This is a genomic window from Spirochaeta dissipatitropha (assembly GCF_054657935.1).
In genome coordinates this window covers 168,854-186,042 of record NZ_BAAHXT010000005.1, presented here as the reverse complement: position 1 = coordinate 186,042, position 17,189 = coordinate 168,854, and the positions used below count along the sequence as shown (strand labels likewise).

Below are 17,189 nucleotides of genomic sequence, written 5' to 3'. Positions count from 1 at the left end.
CCTTACCTGAATCATGCTATTTACATTGACGCCAGTACTTTCATATCCTACAATTCCAGTGCTACCAAGGGCTCAGCATACTAGCATACTAACTGGAGGCCATGTGAAGCAGAAATCTTGTTGTCGAAACATTGGACTGGTCTTGTTTTTAGTATTTCATACAGCCTACCTCTTTTCGCATACCCCTGTGCGAACGAACAAGCCGGAAGAACTCCGCGAATCGGTTATTGATTCTACATTTTCGTATCTTGGCACTCCTTATATTTTTGGTGGAACTCACTCATATGGTCTTGATTGCTCCGGACTGGTAAGTATTGTGTATTATGAAGCTTTGGGGCGTCGGATCCCCAGAACGGTGGCTCAATTACGGGAGTATGCAGTCGAGATTGAGCCTGAAGAGTTACTTCCCGGGGATCTTGTTTTCTATGACACTGCCGGGCTTTTGAGTCATGTTGGAATATATGCAGGAGATGGAAGGCTTATTCATGCCGCCAGTGATTACAATAGAACCGGTGTTGTTGTATCCCGTCTTGATAGAGAATATTACCAGCAGCGTTTTCACAGTGCGGGTAGGTTTCAGGGCGGCCTTGACAGAGAAGGCATGGAGTCAGTTGTTGATACTGCCTTTGGATTTGTAGGCACCCCATATGTACTTGGCGGTGCAAGTACATCCGGGGTTGATTGCTCGGGCCTGGTATATGCTGTATTCAGAGAAGCATCAGGAAAAACCCCTCCAAGAACCGTCAGAGATATAGCTGCCTCTGTCGACCAGGTGTCTATAGACGAGCTCCGCCCGGGTGATCTTCTTTTTTTTAGCACAGATGGTCCGCTCAGCCATGTCGGTATCTATATCGGGAAGAATCAGTTTATACATGCAGCCAGTGAAGCAATTAGAAATGGGGTTATCTATTCAGATATGAACGCACCTTACTACCGTGAGCGCTATCACTCGAGTGGTAGAATTCTTCCGGTTCAGGCAATTCCATGGATTATTATTCGTTTTATATTTGGTCTGGAGGCTGGTTTCAGGGATACTGAGATCCAACCCGGGCTTAGCAGTGGTGTGTCATTGTACTTCAACAATCTGGGACCTGTGGATCCTGGATTAGAGCTGCGGAGCATACAATCCTTTACCGGAGACAACCTATCCATTCCCTTATCGCTGAATCTTCTGTTGAATAACACTGGCTGGTTACGGTTTGGGTATGAGCTGCATCCTGACTACAGGAAAAACTATTTACTTGCGCAGGAGTATCCCGTAGTCCCGCAGTTCTACAGCACCGGTTTTCAGTTTTCAGTCGCATCTTTTCAGGGCAGATCAGTCGCCCTTGCTCTCGAAGGCAGTTATCATGCTCTTGATGTGGGACCTGATGCAGATGTTCTTGACTATCTCAGCCTTTTCAGGACCGGACTGTTTATTACCATGGAAGGGAAATTTTAATGAGAAAGTTACCAGGCGAGATGCTGAGAATAATAATTTCTCGATTTTTCGCAGCCTCGTGGATTATTATCGTTTTGTCTGTGATCGGGCTGTTTCTGTTCCCGACCATGACGGTTATTGCAGAGAGTAATGGAGATCAGGATGCGGCACAAAAATTCACGATAACTGTACATGCACATCCGGCAGGCGCCAGATTATTTGTGAATGATCAGGATTACGGGATTGTCCCTCAAACTCTGATGCTTGCTGGTGGTGAATATACGTTCCGGCTTGAGGCCCGTCGTCTTGTCCCCTTCCGCCAGAATGTACTCATCGCCCACCATGAAACCCTCAATTTCGAGTTGAGCCGTAAGGTCGGAACTGTTTTTTTTGATTCTGATCCCCCTGGTGCCCAGATAATAATCGATGGAATTGATTTTGGTTTTACACCACGGAGTGTGCGCTTGTATTACGGGCCACATGATATCCAGTACAAACATGAACAGTATGAGTGGCATACGCTTCAATTTGAAGTCTGGGATGATTTCACCATGAATCTTCCGTTCACCAATTTCCTGGAGCCTGCTTTCCTGACAATACCTGAAGATCCTGTATTTCCTGCAGGGGAAGATGTTATGCTGAATGGCGAAGTTATTGGAAAGACACCTATTGCACATTATCCAGTATACGGGAGTCCGTTACAGATATCGGTTAGCGGAATCAGTAAGGAGCTGGAATTTGAATCCGGTCAATCATACACGCTTGTACCGCGGACACCGATTCCTCCTGTTGCACCTGCAGGAAGTATTTCTCTGCCCGGCTATATTCATATTGACAAGCAACCTGAGGTTCTTCCGGAGGAACGAATCTCGGACAGGGAGGAGACCATACGATCCCTCAACAGGGAAGTGCTCGTGTTCGGCACCAGCGCTGCAATCCTGTCTGGTCTTGGCATCTTCGCAGTATCTCGCACTAGGAGCGAAAATATTCAGCTGTCGGCCGGGATTGGAGCAGGTGTCGGACTCTTTACCCAGTTGGTCGTTCTTGTTTCTTCCCGCCAGAAGGAAATCATTCCGGCCTTCACTCCGATTCCTCTGAAATCCAACGTCAGAAAAAATGAGCGAGCACTCCGCACATGGGAACGTCAGTCAGCTGCGGCCATACAGGCAAACAGCCAGTTGATAGAAGAAATGAACCAGGCCAGAGGAGAGTGGGATATCAATGTCGAGCCGGCCAGTTTTGATTGACATTTCAGAAGATTTTATCAAAAAATCTCTAATCGACTTGGAAGCGTCTACACCAACATGGCAGATCTGCCATGTTGGTGTAGTTACTCTCACGAGACATAGAGATTTTTGATTTTTTGAAACACAACTTTTTATGTACATGCGCACATCTTGAATTGCTGCTATACAACGCTTTTTTTGGCCAATTGAGGCACGGACAGACGATTTCAAATAAAGCGGGCAGGAGAAACCTGAAAGATTTCAGCCAGTTTATGTGCAGTCCGCTTGCTGATACCGCGCCTTCCCTTTTCCATTGCACTTATATTCTGCTTAACCATCTCTAGTTTTTCAGCAAGCTCTCTCTGACTCATTTCTGCCCGCCTGCGGTAACGCTTCAGGGTTGAGCCGGGTGAGCTGTTCTCTTTCATCTCCTGATACCATTCCGTGTCTGTGATATCCAGAGCTTGCTCATCATCAGCAATAATTTCGATATCCTGATAGTGCGACTTCAGAAAATGAATCAATTCTTCCGGAATGGAATCTCCGGAAATTTCAATATGGGGCTTTTTCACGACTGCCAGCATAATACACCTCCAGTACAAGCGTTTCGTCATCTAAAACCTTCCAGCAAGCTACCCAGCGATAACTGAGATGACAATGAAAGGTCTGCTTTTTTGAATCAAGCGGGCTGAAATTGGACCACCCTTTCTGGATCGGTCCGCCTTCTCTTAAATCTTCCACCAGATCAAAAAAATCGTTTTGCCGAGCTTTCGGCATCTTTTGTACATTTTTCAGAATCTTACTTTTGATTTTGACGGTGTACATAGTCTGATAGTAACCTGTTTATGGTTACTTGTCAACAAAGCAGGTCAATTTCCTGCAATTCAAGATGTGCGCCAAAATATTGCATCACACGAAGTGCTTACATGTCAAAAATCTCTAATCGACTTGGAAGCGTTTACACCAACATGGCAGATCTGCCATGTTGGTGTAGTTACTCTCACGAGACATAGAGATTTTTGATTTTTTGAAACACAACTTTTTATGTACATGCGCACATCTTGAATTGCTGGTCAATTTCAGCGAGTGCTCTTGCAAAATGTTATTTTGCATAAAACTCTAAAGATAATGTAAATATTAATAGATGCTTTTTCATTGTTGAATGGTGGATACTGCTCACTAATCTTACAATGACAATGTATAGCTCAGTGCTGCCCGCCAGAATGCCCAGCGAACTGGATCAGATGGGTTGAGACTACGGTCAAAAAGGCCTCGCTCGCGGTCAGCATCAGACCAGTTGGCACTGCGCTCCCACTGGACCAGGACAGCAAGGCTGTGACCCTGAGCGGGAGTAAAAGCTGCAAGTCCACCGAGTTCTACATTCCAGATATCGGATCCCCATCCTCCACTGGCTGCTGTCGAGCTGTCCCGATCGGTAATTGCGGTTCTCTGACTTAAAAGCACACCTACAATCTGTAATATAGGTACTGCATGCAGCTGATACCCAATAAAATGATCTGCATGGTACCTAAGTCCGTTCAGCTGATTCTTGCTGGCCATGTACTCCCAGGGGAGGTTCGAGGCTTTGCTGTACTGCTGATAGTGTGCACCATGGTAGCTTCGGAGCAGAATACTGCTCCAGTCTCCAGGTATGACTGCGCCGGTGTCAAACTGGAAGGCGGCGCCGCCATGAGTCTTGAGCACATAACCGTCAAAAGCACCAGTGCTGTAGCTGTTGTTTGCCGGATCCTGCAGTACTCCCAGTCCGTTTACATCCAGCGGAGCAAGATACCAGCCGCTACCGATGCTGGCCGAAGTTTCCAGTTCAAGAATTGCAAGCGGTGTAATGATTACCCGGGCACCGCCACTGACACTGACTGGATTAAGGACTGTATTCAGTCGCATATCGATATTGTTCCCGCTGGTGAGCAGTCCTGTTCCACCTAGGGGAAGCCTCCAGGCTGCCATATAGCTCAGTTGTGCCTCAAGTGTTGTTGCAGCATCGAAGGTAATACTCTGCCTGAACTGCAGACCTGCTTCGTCAGCTGTGGCAGGAGCCGCAGCGGCTATTATGAGTCCCAGAATAAACAGAAAGCCCGAGGCAGGTAATCTTGTGCTCTTCATTACTTAAACTCCTTCTGTGCTGATATCTTCTTTCAATGCAAGTGTCTGTAATATCTTCTTTTCATCATAACGAAGAAAGAGCAGGAATCCCAGAAAAAGCGCAATAAAAGCAATAATTGCTGTCAGACGTACTCCAGGGACTGTTGCTCCCACCACCAGCTCCTGGGCGAGTGCCTCTGCTTCACTGAGTCTGCTGACACTGCCGATTGCCAGGGTTGATACAATCGGAAAGATGAAAAGCGTCAGGGACTGACCAAGCTTGCTCATGAGAGTGCGGGCACCGAAGAAGATCGCAGCCTTGAAATTTCCATTCTCTATTCCATCCGCTTCAGCTATATCTGCGATGATTGCATTTGGCAGTATGCCGAAAACCGCTATCGGAAAAGCAGCAAATACGAGCAGCCCTATGCCCTGTATCATTGGTGGAATCGGACCAAGGCCCCAGAGTGACATCAGCAGAGAGGAAACCATGAAGAGGATAAAGGCGAGACTCAGCAGGCGTTTTTTACCTATCTTCTGAGCGATAATTCCTATGGGTACATAAAAGACAAAACTTGTAAGAAACATGATGGTCATAAGCAGGAAGGCGACCTCTTTGTCCAGATTCAGGAGCATGATTACGTAAAAGCTGATGCCGGTCTGAACGAATGTCATTGCCAGCCAGTAGCTTAGGTCAGAGAGTGCAAACAAGCGGAAGTTCCGGTTTTTCAGTGCCTGAATCAGGGCTTCAAATGCTCCTTCCTCCGAGACATGCCGTTCACAATAGCGGTTTTCATCGATAAACAGCACTGGCAGCATCATACAAACCAGAGCAACGAGGGCGAATATCCCAAGACTGATCTGCAAGGCCTGAGCGGATATGGCAGGTGTCAGAACAGCTCCACCCGAGAGTACTCCCTCAAATATTCCCTGTAGGGCATACGCGCTGTTACCGACCAGAAATCCCAGGGCCCAGGTAACAGAAATCATTGTACTTAACTGAAGCCGTTCATCAGGATTGTGTCCAAGCTCACTCAGCAGAGCAAAAAATGGCGTTACATACATTGTCATGAAAAAATAGAACAGGATTATCGAGATAAACAGCCAGATCGTATTGAGACTGTAGCTTTCGACTGATGGCGGCATGAATACAAGCACAGAAAGCAGCGCGAATGGGACTGCCCCGATAGCCATGTATTTCCTTCTGCGTCCCATTTTGGCACGTGAGCGGTCTGACCATCCGGCAATTAAAGGATCTGTTATACCATCGAAAATCCGGCTTATACCACCAATTATCCCGATTATTGCTGCTGCAGCAATGAAGACCGGAAACATAGGAGCAGTCTGTTCTGCACCAACCGGGGGACTGTAAAAGTAGACCAGCAGATTGGCTACGCCGAAGGATGCAAGCGACCAACCGAACTGGCCTATTGCATAGATCAATTTCTTACCGAAGGGCAATGAGGGGGCAACTGCAGTGTTCATTCCGTGTTTCTCCTTATTCCTCATAGTGTACCACAGATTCCTGAAATGAATAGAAAAACCTTTTAATTAATTAATTTTGGGTCTATACTTGCGAAATGAAAAAAGTTATTTCCCTTGGTGTAACGGGCTTGGTTCTGCTGATATTCCTGGTGTCCTGCACATTGGATGAAGCGGATATACTGCGGCTGAATCAGGACTGGAAGTATGCTTCAACTGATGCTGAAAGTACTGCGGCCGAAGCTGAAAATCTGCATTTTACTCCGCTTGAGGACAATGACCTTCAAAGTCTGGAGAGATTGATACCTGAAGGTGAGGGATTCCTGTGGCTCAAAACCAGTTTTCCGTCCCCATTTGATACCATTTCCGTACAGAATGAGTTGCTGTCAATATATCTGGGACGGATCACAATGGCAGATAAAAGTTACGTGAATACTGTCTCGATTGGCAGTACCGGCAGCTTTCCTCCCGATCTTTTTTCTGCATGGAATATGCACCGGGCTTACCATATTCCTGAACAGCTCCTCCAGGCTGATAACAGCCTCCTGATCAAGGTATATGTTGGAAATGAGGGATCGATAATAGATACTCCCTTTATCGGGACTAAGGCTGTTGTCGAACGGCACTGGAGAATGATGAGCTTTATATCGGGCTACCTGAATATGGGAATTTCAATGGTCATGCTGGTAATCAGCCTGTATCATATCTGGTTATTCGTGAAACGGACTCAGGAGCGCGAGAATCTGTATTTTGCACTTTTGAACATGTCGGGAGCAGTATATCTTCTGAATTTTTTTGTGATGTATCTCCCGGCCTATGAAAGCTGGACAATCAGTTTTCTGTTGTTCCAGAGAATAGTTGCTAATGGAATGCTGTATGTGCTGGCATACTTTACTATGGCTTTTGTGCGGGCATTTCTCAAGCGGAAAGATCATCATTTCCTGGAATGGTCGGCGGCTTTGCTGCTGGCAATTCCAATGTTTATGTCATTTCTGTTGCCGGACTATGCTGCCTTGCGTGAGTACCGGGCTGTGATGCTTTCTTTCTTACTACCGGTCCTGATTTATGTACTATACATGGCAGCTGATTCAGCCTGGAAAAAGAATCATGATGCAGTAATTCTTCTTATCGGGATTTCTCCACTGTTTCTGACAGCATTGGCTGATATTTTTCTGCAGAACTTTCTCAATCTGTATCATCTTCCCTATATCGGGGGCTTTGGATTTCCCCTGATGATTTTCTCTCTCCTTTTTATTCTGGCGGGCAGGTTCGCTGAAGCCCGAACCGAGGCCGAGGATCTGAACATCAATCTCGAGAAGAAGGTAGGGCAGCGCACAGAAGAGCTTCAGACTGCGAATACAACACTAGAGCAGACATTGTCGCAATTGCAGGCTGCCCAGGAAATTGCGGCAAAGGATATGGAAATGGCAGTGAGGGTTCAGCAGAGCTTTTACCCAAAAACTGCACCATCCATCGACAAGTGGTCCAGTGGATTGATTTTCCAGCCAGCCAGCGGTGTTGCCGGCGACTTATATGATTTTTTTCATACAGGTGAATCGTTGGAAGGGGCTGTTCTTTTTGATGTCTCAGGACATGGAATTTCCAGCGGCCTGGTTGCGATGCTTGCCAAAACTATTATCGCCCGCGGCTTTCTTGACGGAAGCCGGAAGAAGCTGAGCGAGATTATGCAGCAGATAAATGACAGTCTGATCGAGGAAAAAGGCGGCATAGAGAACTATATGACAGGACTGATGATCAGGATCGATGGTGATGTGGTGGAGCTGGTAAGTGCCGGGCATCCTGAGCTGATTCTATTCGATCCTGGGAGCGGGAGGAGTAAATTCATAGGTACGAGTGAAAGCCAGGGTTCAATAGTCGGAGTGCCAGGACTGCCCGTCGAGTTTCCGGTAATGAGGTTTCGTATGAAACAAGATACAATGCTTCTTGCATATTCTGATGCATTGAATGAAAGTTGTAATGAGGATGGTGTAGAGTTTGGTCAGGAAGGTATCACCAAGGCCCTGATGCTGTCTCCCCGCGGTATGAGCAGTCAGGAAACTGTTGAATATCTTTCCAACGAGCTGCAGGAGTTTATGGGTCCAGGAGCTGAACTGAAGGATGATTTGACCATTCTTGCATTACACTATGTAGTAACAGCACGTACAGAAGAACAAAGAATCAAACAGGAGGAGAGTGTATGAAGAAGATGTTATTAATGAGCCTTGTACTATGTACAGCCTTGCTCAGTGCAGTGGCCAATACAGGGCCGGTACTGGATCAGGCAGATGATTATCATGAAATGAAACAGCACAATGAAGTAATCGCACTGCTGGAATCGAATCTCGGTGGAGCTGCCGGCAGGACTGAACAGGCCGAAATTCTGTGGCGACTGTCAAGAGCTTATCTCGGTCTTGCTGATGAAAAGGATGATGCCGGTGCTGCAGATTCGGAAATTCTCTCTCTTTACGAGAAAGGTGAGGACTATGGAAAACGGGCCATGCAGGCAGATCCAGATAATCCCTGGGGATATTACTGGGCTTCAGCGAATATTGGAAAGTGGGGACAAAAGCGGGGGGTTCTGCAAAGCCTTTTCAAGGCTTCTGACATGAGGGATCTGCTTGTACGGGCAATCGATATTGATCCCGGGCACTCGGACTCCTACTTTGTTCTTGCCCAGCTTTATGCTGCAGTACCTGGTTTCGGATCATTCGGAAATAATGATTATGCCGTGAGTCTGGCGCGCCTTGCGGTTGATCTCGGACGTGAACAGGTCAGGAGCGGAGAGCGTGAAAACTATCCCTACGCTTTTTCTATTACGCTGGCAGAAAACCTGGAGAACCGTGGCTGGAATCAACGGCGCCGTGACCGCGATCAGTCCAACAAGCAGCGTGACTATAGTCGTGCTGAAACTCCCTTGAGGCGAGGCTGGTTCTATGAGGGCAGTCTGCAGATTCCGGCAATGTCAGATAATGAGGAAGCAAAGAAGGTTCTGGACGACATGATCCGTGAAATAGAACGCCTCCCGAATCCCCGGGCGCATGATCTTGATGATCTGAAGAAAGCCCGGGAGCTGCGTGCTTCATTATGAATAGTGTAGGGCTTATTCACTACAACGAGGAAGTATCTGTATACAGCCTGTCCTGCGGAAATTTCAGCTATCAGCTGCGGATCGGGGAGAGAGAGGATCTGATTCACTGCTACGTCGGGCCGCGACTGCGGGGTCCGACTGCCGATGGAAGCACCGCTGATGCGCCGTTTATCCGTCGCCGGCTTCCGGTGCCCTACGCCTGTACCAGTGACCCAGCTGATCCGTCCTCTTCATCTCAGGTTATCCCCAGTGAATGGCCGGGAAGCGGTGCTGGAGATTATCGGGTTCCAGCCTGGAGAATAGAATATTCCGACGGCAGCAGCAGCCGGTCTCTATCTGTGACAGATCACAGGATTGTGGATGGTCTGCCGGGTCCTGAGGGCCTGCCGTCAGTTCGGACAGCATCCGGGGATCGCAGTCTGGTAGTCAAGCTGCAGGACGATGCTCGTGAGGTTGAGATCTCCCTGTATTACGGAGTCTGCTCTGATCACAGTGCACTTATGCGCTGGTCATCGGTTCGAAATACTGGCAGCAGTTCCATAAGGATCAGGCAGCTTTCCAGTTTTTCTCTGGATTTACCGGATAACGATTGGCATTGTCTCAGTCTTCCCGGTGCCTGGGCACGTGAGCGCTGGCTGGAGCGTCTACCGCTGGGTAGGGGTTCATTTACAGCCGAAAGCCGGCGTGGGATTTCCGGTCACCAGATGAGCCCATGGATGGCGCTCGCTGCTCCGGATACATCGCAGGATACAGGTTCAGTACTGGCAGCAACCTTGCTGTACAGCAGCAGTTTCCGTCTGCAGGCCGAATGCAGTGACTATTTCCAGACCCGGTTTATGGGCGGTATTCAGCCAGATGGATTCTGCTGGTTACTTCAACCTGGCGAGGAATTCGACAGCCCGCAGGCAATATTGAGCTACACGACGGGAGGATTGAACGGATCCTCTGCTGTCATGCAGCAATTAATCAGGCAGCGTGTCGTTCACCCCGATTGGTCGGAGCGCCCCCGTCCTCCCTTGCTCAATTCCTGGGAGGGACTGTATTTCAACACAACCCAGCAGACGGTTTCTGAACTCTCTGCTGCGGCCGCAGATCTGGATGTCGAACTGTTTGTGCTTGATGACGGTTGGTTTCAGGGACGAAATGATGATACAAGTTCGCTCGGTGACTGGTATCCGGACAGACAGAAATTCCCTGAGGGGATTGCGTCTGCAGCTGAAAAGGTTCGTTCCCACGGTCTCAAGTTCGGCCTCTGGATTGAACCGGAAATGGTAAGTCCAGACAGTGAGCTGTACAGAAAACATCCTGAGTGGTGTCTGCAGGTTCCTCATGGAAAAATGCTGCAGTCGCGAAATCAGCTGGTACTGGATCTTGCAAACCCCGAGGTGGTCGATTATCTGGCCGATCTGTTTATCGGGCTTATTGGTTCTGCTTCCATCAGCTACATAAAATGGGATATGAATCGAAATCTTGCCGAAACAGGTTCAACCGTGTTTCCGCCTGAGCAGCAGGGTGAAATTACACATCGTTATATGCTCGGTGTATACAAGCTGGCTGACAGAATTACATCTGCATATCCGGATGTGCTGTTTGAAGGCTGTGCTGGAGGTGGTGGACGTTGTGATGCCGGTATGCTTTATTACTTTCCCCAGTACTGGACCAGTGACAACACCGATGCCCTTGAGCGTATGCGTATACAGTATGGGAGCAGTATGTTTCTGCCCCTGTCCTCCATGAGCGCACATATCTCGGCAGTGCCGAATCATCAACTGGGAAGAAGCAGCAGCATGGAATTCAGGGCGGCAGCAGCAATGACCGGTTCGTTTGGTCTGGAGTTCGATGCCAGGGATCTCAGCGGAGCTGAGCTTATCAGTCTGAAGCAGATTATCAGGCGTTGGCGGGCTTATCAGCCGCTACTGACCAGCGGAACATTGTCATGGATACTACCCCCTGATTGGGACAGCAGTTCTCCGGTCAGACCTGCAGCTGGAAACGCTGCCTGGAGTCCTATGCGGGAGGCCGCCTGGATGGTAAGTCGGCCGTTTCCAGGACACTCGCACAGCCAGGAATCTCGTGAACCGGAAGCCCTGGTCGTATATGTACAGATACTCACAGCACCAGCTGTTCCTCCAAGAAGGCTGCGTATACCCGGCCTCACAGATAACACCCTGTATCGCATACTTCTGCGTTACTGCATGCAGCCGGACAGCGAAGAGATTACAGAAGAATGGCAGAGTAGCGGTGAGGATCTGCGCTACAGAGGGATACAGATGCCCTATCTTCACGGAGATCACAGAATAGTGTATATTGAGATCAGTCGGTTGCAGACCGAATAGCTTGCAAACGACCTTTTTTTGGAGTATAAATACCCAGAAAATCAGTTGATTTCGAGAAATTTATACTGATTGCACCTACAAAGCCACTCGCCTTATGTGCTATAGTGGGCTACGAATAAAACTTTAAGGAGGATTCCTATGGGAATTAAGATTGGAATTAATGGTTTCGGCCGTATTGGCCGCATGGTTTTTCGCTCGATCGTGAAGAACTTCCCCGACGTTGAAGTAGTTGGTATCAATGACCTGCTGGACCCGGATTATCTCGCATACATGCTGAAATTTGACTCGGTTCATGGCCGTTTTGACGGCACAGTTTCTGTTGAAGGAAACAACATGATCGTGAACGGCAATAAGATTCGTCTGACTGCTGAGCGTGATCCTGCAAATCTCAAGTGGAACGAAGTCGGAGCAGAAATCGTAGTTGAATCTACCGGTTTCTTCCTGACTGATGACACTGCCCGCAAGCACATCGAAGCAGGAGCCAAAAAGGTAATCCTGTCAGCTCCTTCCAAGGATGCTACTCCGATGTTTGTATTTGGTGTAAATGATGACAAGTATGCAGGTGAAGACATTATCTCGAATGCATCTTGTACCACCAACTGTCTTGCACCGATTGCCAAGGTACTGAATGACACATTCGGCATCAAGCGCGGTCTCATGACTACTGTTCATGCTGCAACAGCAACCCAGAAGACCGTAGACGGACCTTCCATGAAAGACTGGAGAGGTGGCCGTGGTATTCTCGAGAATATTATTCCTTCCAGCACTGGTGCTGCCAAGGCTGTAGGCAAGGTTCTTCCTGAGCTGAACGGCAAGCTGACTGGTATGGCATTCCGTGTACCTACTTCAGACGTTTCTGTTGTCGACCTGACAGTAGAACTTGAAAAAGGTGCCAGCTATGATGACGTGAAAGCTGCAATGAAGAAGGCTTCCGAAGGTGCTCTCAAGGGCGTACTCGGCTACACAGAAGAAAAGGTTGTTTCTACCGATTTTCGCGGTGAAACCTGTACTTCTGTATTTGATGCAGAAGCTGGTATTCAGCTTGATGATACCTTTGTCAAGATTATTTCCTGGTATGATAATGAGTGGGGTTATTCCAACAAGACTGTTGAAATGATCCGCGTTATGGCAAAGAAATAAACGAGTCTAACGAGCTTTTTGCAAAATTACATTTTGCATGAGCATTCGCTACTAATGCGAGGAGGAAATTGCACGTAATTTTGCAATTTCCTCTAACTGATTCATCAAAAGCCGCCTCTACCGGGGCGGCTTTTTTGTTTGCCCAGCGAAGCGCAGGCAAACCCGGCTGAACCGGGCATGAATCAAATTCGATAGGCTATTCCCCAGTCTTCTCCTGTTCATTTATACTGGTAAATTGGGGGCGTTCCGTGATCGCAGCCTCGTATTCTTCCTCTGTAATACGGCCTCGAAGCAGCATAATCGACAGTATATGTTCCATTCGTATGAACCAACCATCGGTCACCCCACCAATCTCATAGTAATAATGGTACCTTCTCGGGGAGGGCAGTATACTGGCCAGCCAGACTGATTCGATCAGACTGAGCTCTGAAGGTTGCTTGTCAAAATAATACGCAGCGGCCCGATGGACGCCATAGATATCCGGACCGAATTCAGCTATGTTCAGGTAGATTTCCAGCTGCCGTTCCTTCGGAATTGCAGCAGCCTCTTCCATGAGTATTACCAGTATAAGCTCCTGTACTTTCCTGGACAGAACTCTGCTGTGGTCCAGAAATACATTTTTTACCAATTGCATGGAGATGGTGCTGCCGCCAAACATAACATCGCTTCGATTCAGATTTCGTATAAATGCAGAGCGAATTGCATTCCAGTTGATTCCTGAGTGTCGAAAAAATTCACCGTCTTCAGCTGTTATAACCGCGAGCGGCAGAGACTCTGCGATATCACGCATGCGCGTATAGATGTATGGATTATCGGAGTTTGTATTCGCATGATCCAGGAGGAGGGTAGTTGATTTTCGGGCTGATACAGGAGCAGCCCAAACATCTTCTGAGGCTGGTGCTGGCATACGTTGTTCTTCATTCTGGTGAGACAGCATTACCGGAATATTAACGCTTTGTATTTTCCCACTGACAGGATCACTTATCTGATGTTGAAAAGCATGGCGCAGCTTATAGATGTTGAGTTCATCTGGAATCGATTCAAGGTAAAAGTCAGTGAACCGTGGATCAGATTGCCAGAACATGCGCTTGTCACTGTCAAAAGGCAGCTCAAGGAACAGGTCCCATTCCAGACTTCCATGAATCTCGGCATTTCCGAGTTCGCCGATAATTGCAGCAGGAATGCTGTCAAGTATGTCCTGGAGTTTTGTTTCAGGAACCCTGAGATCAAGCTCGATAATATCGTTGCTGATCAATGGAAAGCTCAGATCAGCCGAAAGTGATCCGTATTGCAGAATCCCCTTGTCCACTCTGATTGCTGTACCAGGTGTATCTGCGGTGAAACTATAGAGTAGAGACTCGAGTATAATCGTCTCATCAGCTACCAAGGCGGCGTCGATTGTGGCTCCACTGAAGCCAAGGTTTCCTGAAAACTCTGCTGCGTCAGGGGAAATGAGAATATCCATGGATATCCCTGTAATCCTGGTACTGGAATTCTCAAGCTCGGCACCATCCAGACTGATTTTACCAGGTCTACTCAGGCTGGTGAAATTGCTCAGACTAAGTTGCGGAACCTTGATAGACAACTCACGGGAAAGAAGTTCTGCACTACATTCGTCGAGAATCAGTGATTCGATAGCTCTTCCTCGTGTGAGTATTTCTGAAGTATCGATGAGAACTCTGATTGATGCAATATGGGCATGTATAGAATATGTTTCAGAGAACAGGCTGATATCATTCAGTTTTACCAGGCTGCGTATACCATAGTCTATTTTGATTTCACCTACTTTTATCGAGATCTGGTAGCGCTCTTCAATTGCTGTCATCTGTCGATGTATGTATGATTCTATAAATCGCGGTATCAGTAAAATCAGTGTAAGTAGAATCAGCAGGATGATGACAGCCGCGACAGCACTGGATCGTAAGGCTCGCGTATTCATTGCACAGCACTATATGCGCCTGTATAAAAAAAATCCACCCGGCTGCGGTGAAGTCTTCTTAAGTAGTTCATTGACAGAGTAATATGAAGAGACATAAGCTTCAGGGCTATGATTGACTGGAAAGACAACGAGATCAGCAGCAAACAGGTAAGAAGATCCATGAGGATCAGCTATATCAGTGGACCTCTTGGAACTGTTTGGCTCATAACCGCAACTCCCCAACAGATACTGACTGTGTTTGTTCGGAATTATCTCGGAGCCAGTTCCACGCAGCTGGGAATGATGGTTGGAGTGATTAACCTGCTGGCCTTGCTTCATCTTGCATCGATCTGGTTTTACCGGACGTGCGGAGGTCGCAAGAAATCGTTTTTCATGCTCAGCACGCTTGTTCAGCGCAGCATGGCATTTGTGATGTCTGCGGCGTCTTTTCAGGTTGCCGCAGGTGGTAGTAGGAGTATGGGTATACTGCTTGTGCTTGCTGCAGCGATTGTTGCTGCCCTGGCAGGTAACATCAGTGGTTCGGGATGGTGGTCCTGGATGGCGGATCTGATTCCTGCAGATCGTCGGGCTGCTTTTTTTGGAAAACGATCTGCAATCAGTCAGCTGGTAAATATCAGCTTCTTCTTTTCTGCCACACTGGTGCTCGACTTGTATGCAGAGCAGGTCTTTATTGTGTACGGGATTTTGTTTGCTGTTGGAGGAAGTGCCGGGGTACTGGATATTCTACTGCATGCTTTTATTCCTGAACCGCAGCCTAAGCCCCGCAATAATGCTGATGGAAATATGAGCTGGAGAGAGTTTTTTCTTCCGGTCCGTGATCGGAACTTTCGCCGATTCTGTTTGATTCTTGGAATGTATCTTTTTTCCCTGAATCTGGCAGCCCCATTTCTTGCACCGTATACTACGGATCCTGCAGGAGGTGGAGCGCCTAATGTGTGGTTGGGGATAACTTTTGTAATCAGTCAACTCACCTGGGTCATGATGGTCCCGTTTTGGGGTATGTTGATGGATCGAATGGGAAAACGACCGGTAGTAATCATCGGTGGTTTGTTCATTTTATCGTGGACGGGGTACCTTTTTCTTGCTCCATCGAATTATGTGATTGTATTGCCATTAATAGCACTCAGCGGAGGATTACTCGCACCTGCGTTCTGGGAGGGAATCAGCCAGTTTATGCTTGATCTGTCTCCGGATGAGCACAGAACCAGCTATTCTGCCTGGTACTGGACGGCGTTCGGTGTCAGTGGTGCACTCAGTCCGTTACTGGGTGGTGTGTTCTATGATTTTCTCGCTAGTCATCCTCTGCAGTTTGGTGCATTACAGGCCAGCCCCTTTCAGACTGTGGTTGTTCTTGCAATTCTTATGGTTCTTTTCAGCCTCAGCCATATGGGGAGGATTGCAAGTCCCAGAGATAAAAGTGTCCGTGCAGTTATGAGTACTATCCTGAATCCAGGCGTTTTCCGGGCCGTATCCAACATCGGCATTCTGTCACGTCCAACACGGGCGGATGTCGTACAGAGGACGCTGCGAGGCAGCAGAGGTGGTGCTCTCGGACTTGGCTTTGCAGAAATCTGTATCCGGCTCGATGATCCGGATGCCCAGGTCAGAGAAGCCGCAGCCCAGGCTCTTGGCAGACTGGGAAGTGAGGAAGCACAGGATCAGCTGATTACTCGCCTGACCACCCCTGATTCGCTGTCTCGTCCGGTGATTGCACGGGTGCTTGGAAATTTCCATGACCTCGATTCGGCGCGGCTTGCAAAGCTGGTGCAGGCCCTGACTGCGGCCCTTGAAGATAGTAATGAAGATGTACAGGTTGAAGCCGCCTCTTCACTTGGGAGATTATCATGGCATGGGGCGTCAGCTCCATTGCTACGAAGTCTCAAGGAATCTCCCTCGCTCAGGGTCAGAATTTCATCTGCAGAGGCAGTAGGTAGACTTGGTGCTCAGGAGGCAGGTCTCGAGATTTTTGTTCTGATGCATCGAACAGATAACTGGATTCTTCGCAGACAGCTTGCAATTGCATTGGGCGATTTATTCGGGAAGCCGGGTGAAATCTATCATTATATGACTGGTGATCTGACGCGTAATATCCAGGCAGTATATGGGCTGGCAGAGAGCATTGAGAAGCGGCTTGGCAGACTTGCAAGGAAACAGGAAGGTAAGGCTGATGGACTCAGCCCTGATAAGCTTCAGCTGCTGCAACCCTGTCTCAAGCAGGCTGCTGTCCGTTATGATAGAGGGGATTACTGTACAGCCTTCGAAAAGGTTCAAATGGTATGGAACGAAATTCCTCAGGCAGTGAAGGCGCGGAGTCCCGGGATGATACATACCTACTGGGAGGCCGTAGTTTCGTTTATGGCTGAGGAAAACTGCCCCGGGGCACAGGATGTAGTACTCTCGCTGTACAGTCTTTACCGTCTATTGGAAGTGAGGGCTGTGCAGTAGTAGACACAGC

The 17,189-nt window shown here is 48.1% G+C and carries 12 protein-coding genes; 7 read left to right on the top strand and 5 right to left on the bottom strand.

All coding sequences use genetic code 11. The features are described 5' to 3' along the window. Positions 1-103 precede the first annotated feature (103 nt). Positions 104-1,441, top strand: coding sequence for a C40 family peptidase (locus ACYQ2L_RS07775; protein ID WP_460053620.1), 1,338 nt, complete (start codon positions 104-106; stop codon positions 1,439-1,441). Next, positions 1,441-2,667: a PEGA domain-containing protein gene (locus tag ACYQ2L_RS07770; protein ID WP_460053618.1), complete on the top strand. Its 1,227-nt coding sequence runs from the start codon at positions 1,441-1,443 to the stop codon at positions 2,665-2,667. The genes ACYQ2L_RS07775 and ACYQ2L_RS07770 overlap by 1 nt, the downstream gene beginning before the upstream one ends. A 206-nt stretch (positions 2,668-2,873) precedes the next feature. Here ACYQ2L_RS07770 and ACYQ2L_RS07765 read toward each other — a convergent pair whose 3' ends face one another. From ACYQ2L_RS07765 to ACYQ2L_RS07750, 4 genes are all read right to left on the bottom strand, one after another. Further along, positions 2,874-3,218, bottom strand: a complete 345-nt coding sequence (locus tag ACYQ2L_RS07765; protein WP_460053615.1) for a helix-turn-helix domain-containing protein — start codon at positions 3,216-3,218, stop codon at positions 2,874-2,876. Beyond that, positions 3,199-3,471: a type II toxin-antitoxin system RelE family toxin gene (locus ACYQ2L_RS07760; protein WP_460053613.1), complete on the bottom strand. Its 273-nt coding sequence runs from the start codon at positions 3,469-3,471 to the stop codon at positions 3,199-3,201. The genes ACYQ2L_RS07765 and ACYQ2L_RS07760 overlap by 20 nt, the downstream gene beginning before the upstream one ends. Positions 3,472-3,831: 360 nt before the next feature. After that, positions 3,832-4,770 (bottom strand): hypothetical protein, encoded by a 939-nt coding sequence (locus ACYQ2L_RS07755; protein ID WP_460053610.1) that lies wholly within the window; start codon positions 4,768-4,770, stop codon positions 3,832-3,834. Positions 4,771-4,773: 3 nt separating this feature from the next. Then, positions 4,774-6,234, bottom strand: coding sequence for an MFS transporter (locus ACYQ2L_RS07750; protein ID WP_460053608.1), 1,461 nt, complete (start codon positions 6,232-6,234; stop codon positions 4,774-4,776). A gap of 95 nt (positions 6,235-6,329) precedes the next feature. On the opposite strand from ACYQ2L_RS07750, the gene ACYQ2L_RS07745 reads away from it, so the two are divergent. From ACYQ2L_RS07745 to gap, 4 genes are all read left to right on the top strand, one after another. Then, a complete protein-coding gene (locus tag ACYQ2L_RS07745) occupies positions 6,330-8,432 on the top strand; it encodes a PP2C family protein-serine/threonine phosphatase (RefSeq protein WP_460053607.1) in 2,103 nt (700 codons plus the stop codon). After that, entirely contained in the window at positions 8,429-9,319 is an 891-nt protein-coding gene (locus ACYQ2L_RS07740; protein WP_460053606.1) for a tetratricopeptide repeat protein, read from the top strand. The genes ACYQ2L_RS07745 and ACYQ2L_RS07740 overlap by 4 nt, the downstream gene beginning before the upstream one ends. Next, on the top strand, positions 9,316-11,655 hold the full coding sequence (locus ACYQ2L_RS07735; protein WP_460053603.1) for an alpha-galactosidase: 2,340 nt from the start codon (positions 9,316-9,318) through the stop codon (positions 11,653-11,655). The genes ACYQ2L_RS07740 and ACYQ2L_RS07735 overlap by 4 nt, the downstream gene beginning before the upstream one ends. A gap of 144 nt (positions 11,656-11,799) precedes the next feature. After that, entirely contained in the window at positions 11,800-12,795 is a 996-nt protein-coding gene (gap, locus tag ACYQ2L_RS07730; RefSeq protein WP_460053813.1) for a type I glyceraldehyde-3-phosphate dehydrogenase, read from the top strand. A 196-nt stretch (positions 12,796-12,991) separates the two neighbouring features. Here gap and ACYQ2L_RS07725 read toward each other — a convergent pair whose 3' ends face one another. Then, a complete protein-coding gene (locus ACYQ2L_RS07725; protein WP_460053602.1) occupies positions 12,992-14,734 on the bottom strand; it encodes a transglycosylase domain-containing protein in 1,743 nt (580 codons plus the stop codon). Positions 14,735-14,842: 108 nt separating this feature from the next. On the opposite strand from ACYQ2L_RS07725, the gene ACYQ2L_RS07720 reads away from it, so the two are divergent. After that, entirely contained in the window at positions 14,843-17,179 is a 2,337-nt protein-coding gene (locus tag ACYQ2L_RS07720) for an MFS transporter (protein ID WP_460053601.1), read from the top strand. Positions 17,180-17,189 lie beyond the last annotated feature (10 nt).